The 14,845-nt window shown below is 45.2% G+C and carries 12 protein-coding genes; 6 read left to right on the top strand and 6 right to left on the bottom strand.

What is annotated here, in order from left to right; translation table 11 throughout:
* Positions 1–19 precede the first annotated feature (19 nt).
* The 5 genes from DOE51_RS11735 to DOE51_RS11715 form a co-directional block, all read right to left on the bottom strand.
* Entirely contained in the window at positions 20–754 is a 735-nt protein-coding gene (locus DOE51_RS11735; protein WP_142696762.1) for a hypothetical protein, read from the bottom strand.
* Between the two features lie 144 nt (positions 755–898).
* Positions 899–1,441: a CAP domain-containing protein gene (locus DOE51_RS11730; RefSeq protein ID WP_142696761.1), complete on the bottom strand. Its 543-nt coding sequence runs from the start codon at positions 1,439–1,441 to the stop codon at positions 899–901.
* A gap of 197 nt (positions 1,442–1,638) precedes the next feature.
* Positions 1,639–2,358 (bottom strand): rhomboid family intramembrane serine protease, encoded by a 720-nt coding sequence (locus tag DOE51_RS11725; RefSeq protein ID WP_142696760.1) that lies wholly within the window; start codon positions 2,356–2,358, stop codon positions 1,639–1,641.
* A 118-nt stretch (positions 2,359–2,476) separates the two neighbouring features.
* A complete protein-coding gene (locus tag DOE51_RS11720; RefSeq protein WP_142696759.1) occupies positions 2,477–2,857 on the bottom strand; it encodes a hypothetical protein in 381 nt (126 codons plus the stop codon).
* Positions 2,854–3,801 (bottom strand): HD-GYP domain-containing protein, encoded by a 948-nt coding sequence (locus DOE51_RS11715; RefSeq protein WP_142696758.1) that lies wholly within the window; start codon positions 3,799–3,801, stop codon positions 2,854–2,856. The genes DOE51_RS11720 and DOE51_RS11715 overlap by 4 nt, the downstream gene beginning before the upstream one ends.
* Before the next feature lie 59 nt (positions 3,802–3,860).
* Here DOE51_RS11715 and recG point away from each other — a divergent pair, with 59 nt between their 5' ends.
* The 6 genes from recG to cysS all read left to right on the top strand — a co-directional run bounded on the left by recG (position 3,861) and on the right by cysS (position 12,446).
* Positions 3,861–5,948, top strand: coding sequence for an ATP-dependent DNA helicase RecG (gene recG, locus DOE51_RS11710; protein ID WP_142696757.1), 2,088 nt, complete (start codon positions 3,861–3,863; stop codon positions 5,946–5,948).
* Positions 5,949–6,036: 88 nt separating this feature from the next.
* Positions 6,037–6,444: a hypothetical protein gene (locus tag DOE51_RS11705; RefSeq protein ID WP_142696756.1), complete on the top strand. Its 408-nt coding sequence runs from the start codon at positions 6,037–6,039 to the stop codon at positions 6,442–6,444.
* Positions 6,445–6,500: 56 nt separating this feature from the next.
* Positions 6,501–8,696, top strand: coding sequence for a S8 family serine peptidase (locus DOE51_RS11700; protein ID WP_142696755.1), 2,196 nt, complete (start codon positions 6,501–6,503; stop codon positions 8,694–8,696).
* A gap of 175 nt (positions 8,697–8,871) precedes the next feature.
* Entirely contained in the window at positions 8,872–9,366 is a 495-nt protein-coding gene (locus DOE51_RS11695; RefSeq protein ID WP_142696754.1) for a CarD family transcriptional regulator, read from the top strand.
* A 128-nt stretch (positions 9,367–9,494) separates the two neighbouring features.
* Complete coding sequence (gltX, locus tag DOE51_RS11690; protein WP_142696753.1) at positions 9,495–10,976, top strand: glutamate--tRNA ligase; 1,482 nt, start codon at positions 9,495–9,497, stop codon at positions 10,974–10,976.
* An 18-nt stretch (positions 10,977–10,994) separates the two neighbouring features.
* The gene (cysS, locus tag DOE51_RS11685) at positions 10,995–12,446 is read left to right on the top strand and encodes a cysteine--tRNA ligase (RefSeq protein ID WP_142696752.1); all 1,452 of its coding nucleotides are present in this window, start codon (positions 10,995–10,997) and stop codon (positions 12,444–12,446) included.
* Between the two features lie 15 nt (positions 12,447–12,461).
* Here the strand turns inward: cysS and DOE51_RS11680 are convergent, their stop codons facing one another.
* Positions 12,462–14,678, bottom strand: a complete 2,217-nt coding sequence (locus tag DOE51_RS11680; RefSeq protein WP_246845047.1) for a penicillin acylase family protein — start codon at positions 14,676–14,678, stop codon at positions 12,462–12,464.
* Between the last annotated feature and the right edge of the window lie 167 nt (positions 14,679–14,845).

Raw genomic sequence — 14,845 nt, 5'->3', positions numbered from 1 at the left:
TAGAAAAACTCCGTTCTAACTATTCGTGAGCGCCGTTATCAATCCACGTTTTTAAGAAGGCGGTTTCGTCAGCTGTCAAACGCGGAAGTCCCGATTTCAACGGTGGCATTTGACGTTTTGCCGTCGGCAATACGATTTTATAGAGCTTACTTTCTTCTGCAGTATCAGCAAGAACGCCATGTTCTTTCATTGCAGCGACTGAATCCAAAACTGTTTCAACGTCTTCAACATCGTGCGCATGACAGCTTAAGCATTTCGGCGCGATGATGTACTTCTGTAGGTTTTCGAACGTCACCGGAAGTTTAGTGATATCAGGTTTTGTTTCTACTGGAGGAGCTGACTGACCCGCACACTTTGGCAAATCTTTAATTTTACCGCTTGGACGGCCACTTGCTTGATCATCAAACCAAGATTCGAGGATTTGTTTTTCACAATCCGTCAGTGATTTATAACCGCTGGCTTTCGGTGGCATTTGATTGCTGTTCACCTCATCCAGGATTTTACCTTTAAGCGCAAGTGCTTGTTCAGCGGTGCCCATGGCGTTACGGCCAGTGGTGTGACACTCCAGACAGCTGCGCAGTGATGTTGTTTTCAAAACATCAAAACTGATCGTTTGGTCGTACGAGAAACTGCCGATATCTGGAAGACCGTTCTTTCCTGTTTTGAAAAGACCGATTTCTTCCATAGGGTAGCTACAAGCTGCCAAAGCCAGAGAGACGAACGAAGCTGTCAGAAAAAGCTTAAGATTTTTCATGGAAAAGGTTTTACCAGAAAGATTTCATCTTGGCAGGAAAACCTCTTGAAAATTAAAAAGTACAGAGCTGTCGAGTTAATTGACAGCCCCACTTGAAAGCCAAAAGAGAACTTACATTTTTTTTAGCGGTTTAATTCGATCTGACTAGGGGTTTTGACTCGAGAAACACTGAACCCAATACATTACGCCACTCGAATTAGTTGCAAGGCCGACGCCCATGGAATGAAAGTTCGCGCCTAGAATATTTGCTTTGTGACCGGGCGAATTCATCCATCCACTCATCACGGCTTCCGGTGAAGAATATCCTAAGGCAATATTTTCGCCATAATATCCAAAAGCGACTCCGAAACGTTGAAAACGTTGTGTACTGGTTTCGCTAGGACTGTCGTGAGAAAAGAAATTGCGTGTAACCATGTCAGCCGCATGCGACTGCGCTTCCGCAACACAAGCGGGAAGGGGTTTTAAAGAAGCTAAAGATTGTTTTGCTCTTTCGGTATTAACTAAATCGATCACGGCACATTCTTGCGAATTCATAGCGCCACAACCATTCGTGCCAGCAATGGGGTCGGCGCTTGTCGCCGTATTATTAGATCCGTCCGATGCAGATCCAGAACCACCCTGTGCGCAGGCCATTAGAAACAAAAACGGTAGAAGAAGAAAGCCGCGCCATGATTTTTTAAGAACCATTGTCTCTCCCTCAATTCAATTTTTTTATTCTAACAGATCTGCGGCTTCTGAGTTGTTTCACGAAGATAATTTCGTAGTCATCTAGACAAAATATCTGCTGACGTCTCAAATTTCGCTGAATTTTCAATAGCCAAATAAAAGATTTCTCAGAATAGCATGAGGCGTTTCACAAAATATGTCGAACCTCAGTGCACGAATCAGTCGACGAATATTTGATATTCCAAGGCAGCATTAAATTTGCGACGATGACGCCAGTAATATAAACCCGCATAAAGAGCACCAATGATAAAGCCAATCAAATGCGCACTATAGCTGACGGAAGGATCAAAAGCCGTGGTCGGCATGAAGACACCCAATGCAACACCCACACTACGCAAGGCGCGCGCCGAAATTGTACGGCGTTTATCAATCGCAAAATAAAGTGTCAGCCATAAACCGGCAAGCCAATACACGACACCTGAAGCGCCAATCAATTTCACATCTTCAGGCATGTTCATCAGGACGAAAATATTTGTGATGCCACCAAAGGCAAAAGCCGCAAACGGGAACAAGGCTAAACCAAAATAGCCGTTAATAAAATATCCCAGAATAAAAAAGAAGAGCGTGTTTGAAAGCAAGTGATGAACGTCAGCATGAGCAAACAAAGTCGTCCATAGTCGCCAGTATTCTTTGTGTTGGAAAACTCGTTGGGGACTTGCTGCCATCCACTCTTGCGCATGAAAGAAATTTTGCTGATAGATCACACTGCCAATGATGAGAATAAAAGTCGCCAACGCTGAGATGATCCCCGCATTGACAGAAGGTTTACGACTTAACCATGTGGCACTTACACGATGCCAGATATAAGGTTGTGAAGAGGCCTCGTTGAGCATGTCCTGTGATTCAGGAACTTCCGCATTTGCAATGTGTGAATCCATGTGGGGCCTCCGTGACAAACGATGAAGCCTGGATACGAAGAGTCAAGGACGGGGGAAATAAAAAAGCCTCAAATAGATCCTATTCGAGGCCTTCAAAAAATTTAATTAGTAAGTGCGATTACTTAGTAACTTTTAATGCTTGGTAGATCGCATTTGTTGAAGCAGGTTCGCGGCCAGCACGAGCTGAGACAACGCACTCTTGTCGTTGTACATCTGAAAGCTCTTGGTTCTCTGCGCATTTATCTAAAGCAGCAGGGTTGAAGCTTTGACCTTTGATGCTGTCCCAGCATGACCAGAACGTTTTATCATCGTGTTGAAGATTGCAAACAGTGGCTGCATACCAATCAACATCATCTTTTTGAATCTTCTCTTTGCATTGAGAGACATCTTTATCGCCAACGAAACGATCGCAGAAGCCCTGCGGATTTGTTGGTTCAAGCGCCATAGCGATCAACGGAATAAGCGCGATTAAAAAGACAGAGTGAATAATGTTCTTCATGAAGCGACCTTTATCTTAAACAAAACAGAGTACATTGCTTTCAACATATCGGGATCATAACGGCCCGCTAATTTTTCTTTCATCATTTCCACTGCATCCAATGGCTTCAATGGAACGTTGTAAGAACGCTGAGTCGTCATTGCATCGTAAGTATCAGTGATAGCGACGATACGTGCAAAAGGGTGGATCTCTTCAGCGACGAGTTGTTGTGGGTAACCGTTGCCGGCCCATGACTCGTGATGCTCGAAGCAAGCCGCCTTAATTGCGTCACTAATATTCGGATGATTATTCAAAATAATTAAGCCGTATTGCGGGTGCATTTTCATTTGCTCCCACTCGGCATCTGTCAGGCCGCCTTTTTTGCAAAGGATGTCCAAGCTGACGTTGCGTTTACCGATGTCATGGAAAAGGGCGCCGACACCCAATTCTTCCAACGTTTTAGCATCGTAACCCAGCGCTTTCCCTAGACCTAACGAGTAGATAGAGACGTCTAAAGAGTGATTGTAAGTGTAAAAATCATGGCCCGATAAAGAAATCATGAAGCCCATCGCTTCCGGGGCCCCTTCCATCAGGTCGATGAAGTCTTTAATGATCGGGCGAGACTCATCTAAAGCGGTATTGACGTCAGGATTCTCAAAAAGATCTTCCATCAAAGCCACAGAGGATTCGCGCAGGATTTTTGCCTTTGAAAAAGGATCGATCAACGAAGAGTTCATCTCTTCGCGGACCCAGTCACGGTACGCTTGTTTGTCTTCAATGCGCACAAAGAAAGAATCCCCCGTGTCACGCGAGTGCAAGCGTTCAATCTTTCCATCGGAAAGCTTATCGCCTGCGCGCAAGTACAGGACGTACCTGTTATCAACAAGTACAAAAATATCGAATGCCGTCACCTTGTCGGGACGGATCGTCGTCAGGCGTATTCTGAAATAATTGGAGGACTCCATAGAGGAATTCTGCCATGAATTCATTGACTTAGAAATAAAATCCGCAATACTGACCAAGTATGGCCCTTCGTCTAGATACGCAGATAATGTACCTAAAAGGAGTCGGTCCCAAACTGGGCGACCTCTTCAATCGCAAAGGTTTAAAAACCTTAAGAGATCTCTTTGAGTTCTATCCGCGTGCCTATGAAGATCAAAGGGCGGCTCGCAACATTGCGAGTCTCAAACCGGACGATATTGTCAGCATCAAAGCGACAGTCGTCGCAGTTCACAGTATCAATATGGGACGTTCGACACGCAAAATGTACGACGTCGTTGTGAAAGATGCTTCCGGACAAATTCACTGCAAATACTTCCGCGTTCCTTACAAAGGTTATTTTGAGCGCTTCAAACCCTTCACGGAAGTGCGTGTTGTCGGCAAAGTGACAGAGTATCGTGGGCGCATCGAGTTTCATCATCCTGATATTCGCGACATTGAACCCGATGAAGAAACTCAAGATGCTTTGATTCCGCTGTACACAGAGATCGAAGGACTTGCGACAGCGAAAATTCAAAAGCTTGTCCGTTCAGCTTTTGCCCAAATAGAAGAGTGGCCTGAAGAAGCCCTGCCGAAATGGTTGCTGCAAAAATACGAATTAAAATCACGCAAAGATGCTCTAAAGGAAATGCATTTTCCCGACCCAGCTAAAGCCGCTGAATATGCGGAATTTAAAACGGCTGCTCAACGTCGTATTATTTTTGAAGAATTCTTCTGGCTTGAGTTGTGGTTAGCATCTCGTAAGGCGGGCTTTCAAAAAGAGGGTGCCCCGAAAATTGAAAATGCCGGTCACAAATTAGCGGCCTTAGAAAAATCTTTGCCTTATCAGTTAACGGGCGCGCAGAAAAAAGTTTTCGCCCAAATCAAAGCGGATCTTGAAAAAGGTCATCCGATGCATCGTCTGGTTCAAGGTGATGTGGGAAGTGGTAAAACGCTGGTTAGTTTCATGGCGGCACTTTATGCGATGGAAAGCGGTTTCCAATCGTGTTTGATGGCGCCGACAGAAATTTTAGCGGAACAGCATTTTAAAAACGCGCAGAAAGTTTTGGCGCCATTAGGTGTACGACTTGGTTTGTTGGTCGGTAAAACCAAAGCTTCGGAACGCAAAGAGTTGTTATTCGAACTGCAATCAGGCGAAATCGATTTGATCATCGGTACTCACGCTTTGATTGAAGACGAAGTGGTTTTTTCAAATCTTGGTTTAGCCATCATCGATGAACAACATCGTTTCGGTGTTGAACAACGTGGCGTTTTAAAAAACAAAGGCAAGTCGCCGCATTTTTTGATTATGACAGCAACACCGATTCCACGAACATTGGCGATGACTGTTTATGGTGATTTGGATGTTTCGATCATCGATGAAATGCCACCTGGCAGAAGTCCAATTCAAACGCGCGCGATTTTCGATAGCAAAAGACCTCAAGCTTTGCAGTTTATGCTGGAACAATTGCAAAAGGGTCGTCAGGCTTATTTCGTTTATCCGTTGGTGGAAGAAAGCGAAAAGATCGATTTAAAGAATGCCGTCAGCGAGTTTGAAAAACTCCAGCAGCAATTCCCACAGGTTAAGTTCGGATTGTTGCACGGGAAAATGAAACCTGCTGAAAAAGACGAAGTCATGAATCAATTCCGTCGCCATGAAATCCAAGTTTTGGTTTCTACAACGGTGATCGAAGTCGGCGTCGACGTGCCAAACGCCAATATCATGATTATCGAACACGCCGAACGCTTTGGGCTTTCGCAGCTTCATCAGTTGCGTGGCCGTGTCGGACGGGGTGAACACAAGAGCTTCTGTATTCTGATCATGGGTTATGCTGTGTCAGAAGAAGGTAAGCAGCGCACCGAAATGATGGAAAAAACTTCGGATGGATTTAAGATTGCCGAATTCGATCTTGAAATGCGTGGGCCCGGAGAATTCATGGGCACGCGTCAATCCGGTTTAGCGGGATTCAAGCTTGCAAACTTGGTTCGCGACATGGCGATCTTGCAACAAGCGCGTGAAGCGGCTTTCGAGGTTCTGAAAAAAGATCCGAAACTGTCATTCCAAGATAACAAAGGCCTGCGCGAAGAACTACTTCGTGAGCACGGTCCTGCAGCATTGGCCGGAATCGCTTAAAAAATATTTTTACGAAATAGAACAAATGTAGTTGAAGCGGAAATATTTTTCAGCCATCCTTTATATAAGTTCACAAGGATGTGACAAAATGAAAAAGAGTTTCTTCAGCGTTGTAGCTACAGCATTCCTATTTTCCGCGCAAAGTTTTGCAGCGGTTCCTTCATATCAAGTTAATATGCGTGTCGGTTTGAAAGGCCAAGCTCCGCTTGCCATCAATACTGTTGCGAAATCGGGCAAAAAGACTTTCATCAGCGAATTCTCTGACGACGGTCAAAGCGAAACATTGGTTGAAGTGTTCGCGAAAAAATCCCAAGTAAATCGCAAAGAAGGCATTTTCATGGATGTCACTGTCACGAAACGTGTTCGCGGCGTTAAAAAAGCGTCTGAGCGCGCGCAAATCTTCGCTCCTGAAAATCAAGAGATGGAAGTGGGCGTAGGAGCCAAAGGCCGTATGGCAGGCAATATGTCGCTTGCTGTCATGGCGCATCAACTCTAAGTTCTATTGATACCCCTCGCGGCTCATGATCTAACTCCTTTTAAGGGAGGGGCGTCATGGGCCAACAGTCTCTGGCTTTCATCATTCTATTTTTTGCCTCGTTCCTTGTTTGGCCATCTGCCTATGCGGGCACTTCTTTAAAACTTAATTACGCCACAATTTCGACAAACTCATCTGCGGCAATTTCTGACTTTTCAGCCGACGATTTAATGTCTGTTGAAGCGACTGAGTTCATCTTGCAGTTCAAGCGACCGTTAAATGTTCTGCAAAAAAGATCATTGAATAAGTCATTCCAAGTTTTTGGTTACATCCCTGATGATGCCTTTGTTGTGCGTGCGACGGCTTTACAACTTCGTGAGTTTCAAAGTACTCACAGTAACGTCAGTGGCTTCGTAAAATACGATTGGAAATTTAAAGTAGAATCTGAATTATTAAGCTTAAGTGTCTTTAATAAGGACGAAGCACAGATTTTAATCATCAGGATCTTCAACGCCAGTGAGGCGCAAAACATCTTTGCTAAAATCAAAGCGATCGATCCGCAAGCGCTTATTGAACTTGAAGACTCTGCAACCTTAAGTGGTTCTTTAACTTCTCAAGGCAATAAAGCGAACAACTTTGCGAATGCATTTCATGGAAAACAGTTTGCGATCTATACGCGTAAGCACTTCATTCCGCAGATTGCAATGTTAACAGGGGTTGAGCATATTTCGACTCCACCAAAAATAGAGCTTTACGATTTCCAAACTTCTGATGCCGATGCGCCACCGACTTTGACTGGTTATGAATCGGGAACAAAGTTGATGAACTTTGATGCGGCTTACGCGGAAGCTTTCACCGGTCGAGGGCAGATCTTAGCGATGGCTGATACGGGCGTGGACTCGGGTGATGTGCAGACTTTGACGCCAGACCTACATGATGCCGTGATCGAAGGACAAGCTTTCGGTTTGCGTTCCACTTCGTGGGCTGATCCGATGGGGCATGGAACTCATGTGGCGGGCTTGATGGTCGGTCGCGGAATTTTATCTGATCGCGCGGTTCATGGTGGCGCCATCGAAGCCTCTTTGATTGCTGGCAGTATGTGGTCGCCCCTGGTGAAGAACATGACGGTGCCATCAAAGCTTTCAACATTGTTCGATGCTGCTTTTAAATCCGGTGCACGAGTTCATTCCAACTCGTGGGGATCAAATAAAGATCCGGGTGCCTACGATGCTTCGGCGGTGCAGGTCGATGAATGGACTTACAACAATCCCGATATGTTGGTTGTCTTTGCTGCCGGTAACAACGGTGCTGACATGAACAAAGATGGGCGCATCGATGAGATGAGTTTGGGCTCTCCGGGCACTGCAAAAAACTGTCTGACAGTGGGCGCTTCTAAAAATTGGGTCGCGAATGGTGGCCTGCAATCACAAATTGGTAAACTCAATGAAGGTCGCACCTTGTGGGCGGCGGAACCTTTAGCCTCTTCAAAAATGTCAGACAACGAACGTGGACTTGCGCCATTTTCTTCGCGTGGGCCTACAAAAGATGGTCGTTTAAAACCCGATGTTGTCGCCCCCGGAACAAACATCTTAGGCGTGAAATCGCATCAAGACGGCGCTTCCAGTTTGTGGGGTTATTTTAGCAAAGACTACACATGGTCGGGGGGCACATCGATGGCGGCACCTCTGACAGCGGGTGCTGCGGGTGTGACTCGTCAGATGTTGATTGAAAAATGGGGGATTGCAAATCCTTCGGCAGCGCTTGTGAAGGCGATGTTGTTGCACTCTGCGGAAGATTTATTTCCCGGTCAGTTCGGTGCCGTGGGCGCAGAAAAAGGCCAAGAGATTTTGGTGACTCGCCCGAACGTTGACGAGGGGTATGGTCGCGTGAATATGCAAAACATGGTGGCGCTGGGTTCGCACGATACCGAGACCCACGTGATTGATGCGCGCGACGGTGTTGCGCAAGATCAAGCGGTCACTTACACGATCACTGTCACGAAAGAATCAGGCTTGTATGCGAACTTGGTTTGGACGGATGCTCCGGGCTCTCCCAATGCTGCTGCGGCTTTGGTGAACGACCTTGATTTGGAGCTAATGTATCCTGATGGTCACATTTGGAAGTCCGAAGACCACGTGAATAACGTTGAAAGCCTGGAGTTGTCAGGCCTAACGCCCGGAATTTACCAACTGACAATTAGGGGCTATAGAGTTCCCGAAGGCCCGAGAAATACTCAAGCTTTTGCTTTAATCTACTCAGTTCGGCCACTTTAGTAACATACCTTAAATGCCTGAAATCATTGCATCATCAGCACTTGGCGTTAAGGGCATTTTTCACCTGAATTTCCCTCTGAAATAATTTCCTGGAGCGGTGCTCTGGTTTGATAACTCGTGTCAAATTTGATAGAACAGTGAAGGTTCGATCTCTGTCCAAAAGCGAGGTTCTCGGATGCAGACATTTAATATCGGTGATAATGCAGTTTATCCCGGCTACGGCGTAGTTAAAGTTGTAGCTATTGAAACTAAAGAAATGTTAGGCACGAAAACGACCTTCTACAATATGCAATTGGTAGATACAGGTCTTAAAATCATGATTCCGACAACAAATGTTAAATCTGCTGGTCTTCGTCCCATCATTTCTAAAACTGAAGCTGCTCGTGTAGTAGGCATTCTTAAAGAAAAAGACATCAAAATCGACAACCAAACTTGGAATCGTCGTTATCGTGAATATATGGAGAAGATCAAAACTGGATCTGTCTTCGAAATTGCTGAAGTTTTGCGCGACTTGTTCCTTTTGAAAGCCGATAAAGAGCTTTCTTTCGGCGAACGCAAGATGCTTGATTCTGCACGCAGTCTTCTTTTGAAAGAGCTGACTTTGGCGACAAGCCAAGAAGAGCTTTTCATGGAAGAAGAAGTGAAAGCGATCTTCGGCGTTACAGCCTAGGGGGCGGGAGCCCGCAGAGCTGCAGCGCCGGCAGGCGCGAAAGCTGAAGCAACTTGTCTCCAATTAGAAAATCTAATAGTGTAAAGGCTTGGTTAATCACCAAGCCTTTTTTCATTTTGGAGTGTCCCATGGCTTCGCAAATTTCTCCTCATGTTCGTGTTCGTTTTGCCCCATCGCCAACAGGTTATCTGCACGTTGGTGGCGCAAGAACTGCGCTTTATAATTATCTTTACGCGAAAAAAAATGGCGGTGAATTCATTCTGCGTATTGAAGACACGGATGAAGCACGTTCAACGCAAGAATCTTTGCGTGGCGTGGTTGACGATATGGTGTGGTTGAATCTTTTGTGGGCGGAAGGTGTTGACCCTGTGACGTTGAAAGACGTGGGTCCGCTAGGTCCTTACCGTCAAAGTGAACGTCAAGATATCTACAAAAAATATGCTGATGAATTATTGAACGCAGGCAAAGCTTACTACTGCTTTTTGACGGATGAAGAAATCGAAAAGCAACGTGAAGAAGCATTGAAGGCGGGACGTTCTCCGCATGTGAACTCTCCTTATCAAGATTGGACTCTGGATCAAGCGAAAGCGAAAATCGCTGAAGGTGGGAAAGCGGTTGTGCGTTTTAAAACGCGCGAGCTGAAAAAAGATTATATTTTAAATGACCAAGTTCGTGGTGAAGTGCGCTTTCCTTCGGACATGGTCGGCGACTTTGTGATTTTAAGATCTGGCGGTATGCCAGTTTATAACTTCTGCTGCGTGATCGACGATCATTTGATGAAGATGACTCATGTGTTCCGTGCGGAAGAACATCTGCCAAATACTCTTCGCCAAATGATGATCTATGAAGCGTTCGGCTGGCAATTGCCAGAGTTCGGTCATATGGCGTTGATCTTGGATGAAGACCGTCAAAAGCTTTCGAAACGTAAAGGTGCGGTTGCTTGCGGTCTTTTAAAAGAAGAAGGCTACTTGCCGTCAGCAGTTTTGAATTTCATCGCACTTCTTGGTTGGTCACATCCAGAAGGTAAAGAGATCATGTCCGTAGATGATATGATTCAAGCTTTCGATATTTCGCGTTTGAATCACTCAGGCGCGATCTTTGACCGCGTGAAATTCAAATGGATGAATGCGCAACACTTGCGTGCTCTTCCAAATGCGGATTTGTGGAAAGCGATTCAACCATTTTTGGCGCGTGAAAAAATGGAACTTCCCCAAGATCCAGTATGGCAGGATAAATCGATTTCATTATTTAAGCCGTATATGGAAGTTTTGGCGGATGCGATCGAGTTGTACAAACCACTCAATGATAAATCTTATGTGATCTTGCCAGAAGCTGACGAGACGATGAAGTGGGAGCCAACGAAAGCAGTTCTAACTGCGTGGCGCGATCTTGTAGCAGCATTGCCGAACGAGTTCATGACTGAAGACGAATTCTTGAAACTTCAAGATGAAGTGAAAAACAAAACAGGTGCTAAAGGTAAAAACTTGTTCATGCCAATTCGTGTGGCGGTGATCGGTAAACCTCATGGTGCTGAATTGAAGATTCTTGTTCCATTGATTAAAAAATCGTCTTTGCTAGCTCGTGCAGAGCAAGCGTTGGCAAAAATCTAGAGAGCCGCGGAGATAGGGATGTCGCTGAAGATTCACAACTCTGAGTCAAAAAAACTTGAAGAATTTGTATCGCTGGAACCAAAGAAAGTAAAAATGTACGTCTGCGGTCCAACGGTTTACAACTTCCTACACGTTGGAAACTTCCGTGGCGTCGTCTTTTTTAATCTGGTTCGTAACTGGCTTGAATATTTGGGTTATGAAGTTCAGTACGCTCTGAACTTTACGGACGTCGATGATAAAATCATCGCGCGTGCCCATGAGTTGAATATGGAGCCGGGGGCTCTTGCAGAAAAATACATCGCTGAATACAAAAAAGATTTTAACTCTTTGGGATTGCGACCTCATGATTTCAATCCGAAAGTGACTGAATCTATGAACGAGATCACAAGCATCGTTGAAACTTTGATTTCAAAAGGCAAAGCCTATGAAGCCAAAGGTGACGTGATGTATTCGATCGAATCGTTTAAGGACTACGGCAAACTTTCAGGTCGTCACACTGACGAATTGCAAGCGGGTGCCCGTGTTGAAGTGGACGATAAAAAACGCAATCCATTGGATTTCGCATTGTGGAAAGCTGCGAAGCCAGGGGAAATTTCTTGGCCGTCTCCGTGGGGACCGGGTCGTCCTGGTTGGCATATCGAGTGCTCGGCGATGATTCAAAAAATCTTTGGTGAGCAGATTGATATTCACGGTGGCGGGATGGATTTGATTTTCCCGCATCATGAAAATGAGATCGCACAAAGTGAAGGCTGCACTGGAAAGCATTTTGTAAAATACTGGATGCACAACAATATGTTGAACTTCGGTGGCCAGAAGATGTCGAAGTCCTTAGGTAACATCGTTACGATGCGCGAGTTCCTTGAAACAAACAGTGCCGAACTTTACAAGTGGATGATTTTATCAGTTCACTATCGCACGATGAGCGATTTCTCTGAAGCGGCGATTGATCGCGCGGTTTCTGGTTTGGGTCGTGTTTATTCGGCGATGGCTTTGGCTGAAAGTTATCTGACAGGCGAAGTGAAGATGGCTGATCAAGCCTTCCAAAAAATTACGGACGATGCTTGGGTGAAAATTGAAAATGCATTGAATGATGACTTTGGTACGCCTGAAGCTTTCGCGACGTTGTTTGAAGTCGTTCGTCAGTTCAATAATCAAGTTCGTCGTGGTATGAAAACAAATCCTGCGATTCAAGGTAAGGCTGTGGCGTTTACAAACTTTGTACGCCGCTTTGGTAGCATGATGAGCATGTTCCAAGAACCTGCTCATGATTTCCTTGTGAAGTTGGATGATTTGTTGCTTGCGAAAATGAATTTACAACGTTCTGTTGTGGATACGTTAGTTGCGGAACGTGGTCAGGCTCGTGCGAATAAAGATTTCGCTAAGTCTGATGAGCTTCGTACAAAATTAAACGATATGGGTATTGCGGTCAGCGATACGACAGAAGGTTCATTCTGGGAAGTAGCTAAATAAGCTACTTCCGTCCTTTTACTGCTGCAACATCAGTTGGTAGTGTTTGCCAGCAGTGATTTCAAACTCATCCATTATTTGCGGTCTGTATTCGCCTTTAATAAACATTTGCACTTGGTCTTTATAGAATGGCGACAAGATATGTTCCGAGTTGCCAATCGGTAAAATACCCCAGCTTTTTTGTGGCTGGGCGAAGTCAATAATTCGACGAGTAGATGCACCAGCCACGACTTGAAATTCCCCTGTGAAACCACGTTGTTTATTGTTGTTGATTTCGTTATAGGCGCCTGGAATTGGGTAAGGACCTAAGTTAAATAATAAACTCAGTGGGAAGCTGCGACCCAATGGATGACGATATTCGATCGTATGAATGTCGCCCCACGTAGGTTTCTTCGCAAGTTTCGCCAAAGTTTTTCTAAAGCCTTCCGTGATCAGCTGGCTTTGTGATTGTTTTTTCCACCATTCAGATTGTTCGTTATTTAAGACACGTTTATAGAAGACCCACGCATGTGTCGTATTCAAATAACCAGAACGCTCTTCTTCGTTCAGATTAGCTAGCAGTAAATTCAAATTCTGACTGTTCCATTCATGAAAGAACGCGGCTTCTGTAGAGTTGAGTTCTGAATGGAAGTTCCACTTGCGAAGTTGATTTAAGAACGCGTTGTTCTGTGCGAGTTCCGCAGGGGACAACTGCAACTTCGTCAAAAGAATCTTCATGATACCAGGTGTGAAAGCATCATAGTTGAGCGTTTGAATGTTCTTAAATTCTTCAGCGCTCCAAGTTTTTTTAGTCTGTAGAGTCTGTAAAATCGTTTGATAGCGATCATCGGCCTGCCAGTCGCCACGCATATAGGCAGGAGCTTCTTTTGGACGAGAATTCGCTGTGACGATGATGCCATCGCGCGGATTTACATCATGGGGTTTTTCAGCCCATGAAAGCAGACGGACGTATTCGTCTTTACCGGAAACACCATCAAGAATCATATCGGAATTGGGATTTGCTTTGACTGCAAAATCGCCGAATGTCCACCATGCGATGTTGCGTTCGTCGGCATACATCACGTTTAAACCGGGCGCGCGACCGGGTTTTAAGGCCTCTTCGAATTCGCTCATGTTTTTAGCTTCGCCCATTTTATAAAGCGCTGTGATGGTGTCGTTGCCGGGCTCATTATAAGCCCACTTCAATGCTAAATTCTTTTCATCAAGAACGGCGTCCATCAAAGGACCATGCGGAGTCATAATCACAGGCATCGTGATATTCGGTTTGTCTTTGACGTTGATAACCTCATCCCACTCGTCATAAGGCTGCCAACGGTTTTTATACGCGACCATTTTTTTATCGCGGTCTAAACGTTCACGATACAAATCCATGTCATCAGTTTGTGACATCGTAAAGCCCCAGGCGTGATGGCGGCTGTGACCTAAAACAGCATAAGGCACCATTGGTAGATAATGGCCGTAAAGTTCAAATTCTGGGGTGTGAATGTGGGCTTCAAACCAAACGCCTGGGTGTGAAAAACCAATGTGCGGGTCGTTGGCAAAAATACTTTTTCCCGAAGCAGATCTTTGCGGGGCGATCAGCCAAGCATTGCTGCCATCAAAATAGGGCGCATATAAATTTTCAGTCGCAACAAAAAGCGGCTTAAATGTTTTGTAGTCTGTGATCTGAGCCGGAGTCGTTGGCCAGTCGTTGCGCAGATCTTTAAATAGTTCTGGTGTTAGTTTTTTTGCCAGTGCTGACATCAACACATCGTTTTTCAAAGCCACACCAAAGCTATAGGCCATGTGACCTGTCATCATATAAGCGTCGTGGGGCGTAAAATGACGAGGCTTCATTCTTAAAAATGTAAAACCATACGGAGCTGGGTGCGTATCGATGTATTGATTAATACCATCGCAGTAAGCTTCCATCTCTTCTTGCATTTTATCGTTGGAAACACCGGCCTTCATTTTGTCGGTAAGAAGTTTGTCGACCGTATGACGTAAAGCAAGACTGCGATAAAGTTTATCGCTCTTAAGGGCAACCTCGCCGACAACTTCGGAAAGTGTTCCTGTGACAAGGCGACGCGACATCTCCATTTGAAAAAGTCGTTCGCTGGCCTGAATGTATCCCAGCGCACGCATGGCATCCTTTTTCGTCTGGGCGAAGATGTGCGGAACGCCATATTGATCACGAAGAACCTGAACGGGCGCGGATAGCTGTGTCAGCTTCGCGGTGCCCTCTAAGGGAGCCACCGTTCGTCTAAAAAAGTAAAAACATCCCAAACAAATCAGAATGAAAAGAGCCAGGAAGCGTACAAGTATTTTTCTAAAGTTTGCAGACATACTTTACTCTCACAAACAGGGGTCCAGGTGGCAATATGAAGATGTAATATGAATGTCACTCTGCATAATCATGACGA

It is taken from the genome of Bdellovibrio sp. NC01, assembly GCF_006874625.1.
Taxonomy (GTDB): domain Bacteria; phylum Bdellovibrionota; class Bdellovibrionia; order Bdellovibrionales; family Bdellovibrionaceae; genus Bdellovibrio.
Note: the sequence above shows the minus strand (reverse complement) of the source record. Positions and strands in the feature narration are given on the sequence as shown.

What these genes read in the sequence shown, in the direction of transcription:
- cysS (WP_142696752.1), top strand. Translation starts at nt 10,995, where the DNA reads ATGTCGCTGAAGATTCACAACTCTGAGTCAAAAAAACTTGAAGAATTT.
- recG (WP_142696757.1), top strand. Translation starts at nt 3,861, where the DNA reads ATGGCCCTTCGTCTAGATACGCAGATAATGTACCTAAAAGGAGTCGGT.
- DOE51_RS11725 (WP_142696760.1), bottom strand. Translation starts at nt 2,358, where the DNA reads ATGGATTCACACATTGCAAATGCGGAAGTTCCTGAATCACAGGACATG.
- DOE51_RS11720 (WP_142696759.1), bottom strand. Translation starts at nt 2,857, where the DNA reads ATGAAGAACATTATTCACTCTGTCTTTTTAATCGCGCTTATTCCGTTG.
- DOE51_RS11735 (WP_142696762.1), bottom strand. Translation starts at nt 754, where the DNA reads ATGAAAAATCTTAAGCTTTTTCTGACAGCTTCGTTCGTCTCTCTGGCT.
- DOE51_RS11700 (WP_142696755.1), top strand. Translation starts at nt 6,501, where the DNA reads ATGGGCCAACAGTCTCTGGCTTTCATCATTCTATTTTTTGCCTCGTTC.
- gltX (WP_142696753.1), top strand. Translation starts at nt 9,495, where the DNA reads ATGGCTTCGCAAATTTCTCCTCATGTTCGTGTTCGTTTTGCCCCATCG.
- DOE51_RS11695 (WP_142696754.1), top strand. Translation starts at nt 8,872, where the DNA reads ATGCAGACATTTAATATCGGTGATAATGCAGTTTATCCCGGCTACGGC.
- DOE51_RS11715 (WP_142696758.1), bottom strand. Translation starts at nt 3,801, where the DNA reads ATGGAGTCCTCCAATTATTTCAGAATACGCCTGACGACGATCCGTCCC.
- DOE51_RS11705 (WP_142696756.1), top strand. Translation starts at nt 6,037, where the DNA reads ATGAAAAAGAGTTTCTTCAGCGTTGTAGCTACAGCATTCCTATTTTCC.
- DOE51_RS11730 (WP_142696761.1), bottom strand. Translation starts at nt 1,441, where the DNA reads ATGGTTCTTAAAAAATCATGGCGCGGCTTTCTTCTTCTACCGTTTTTG.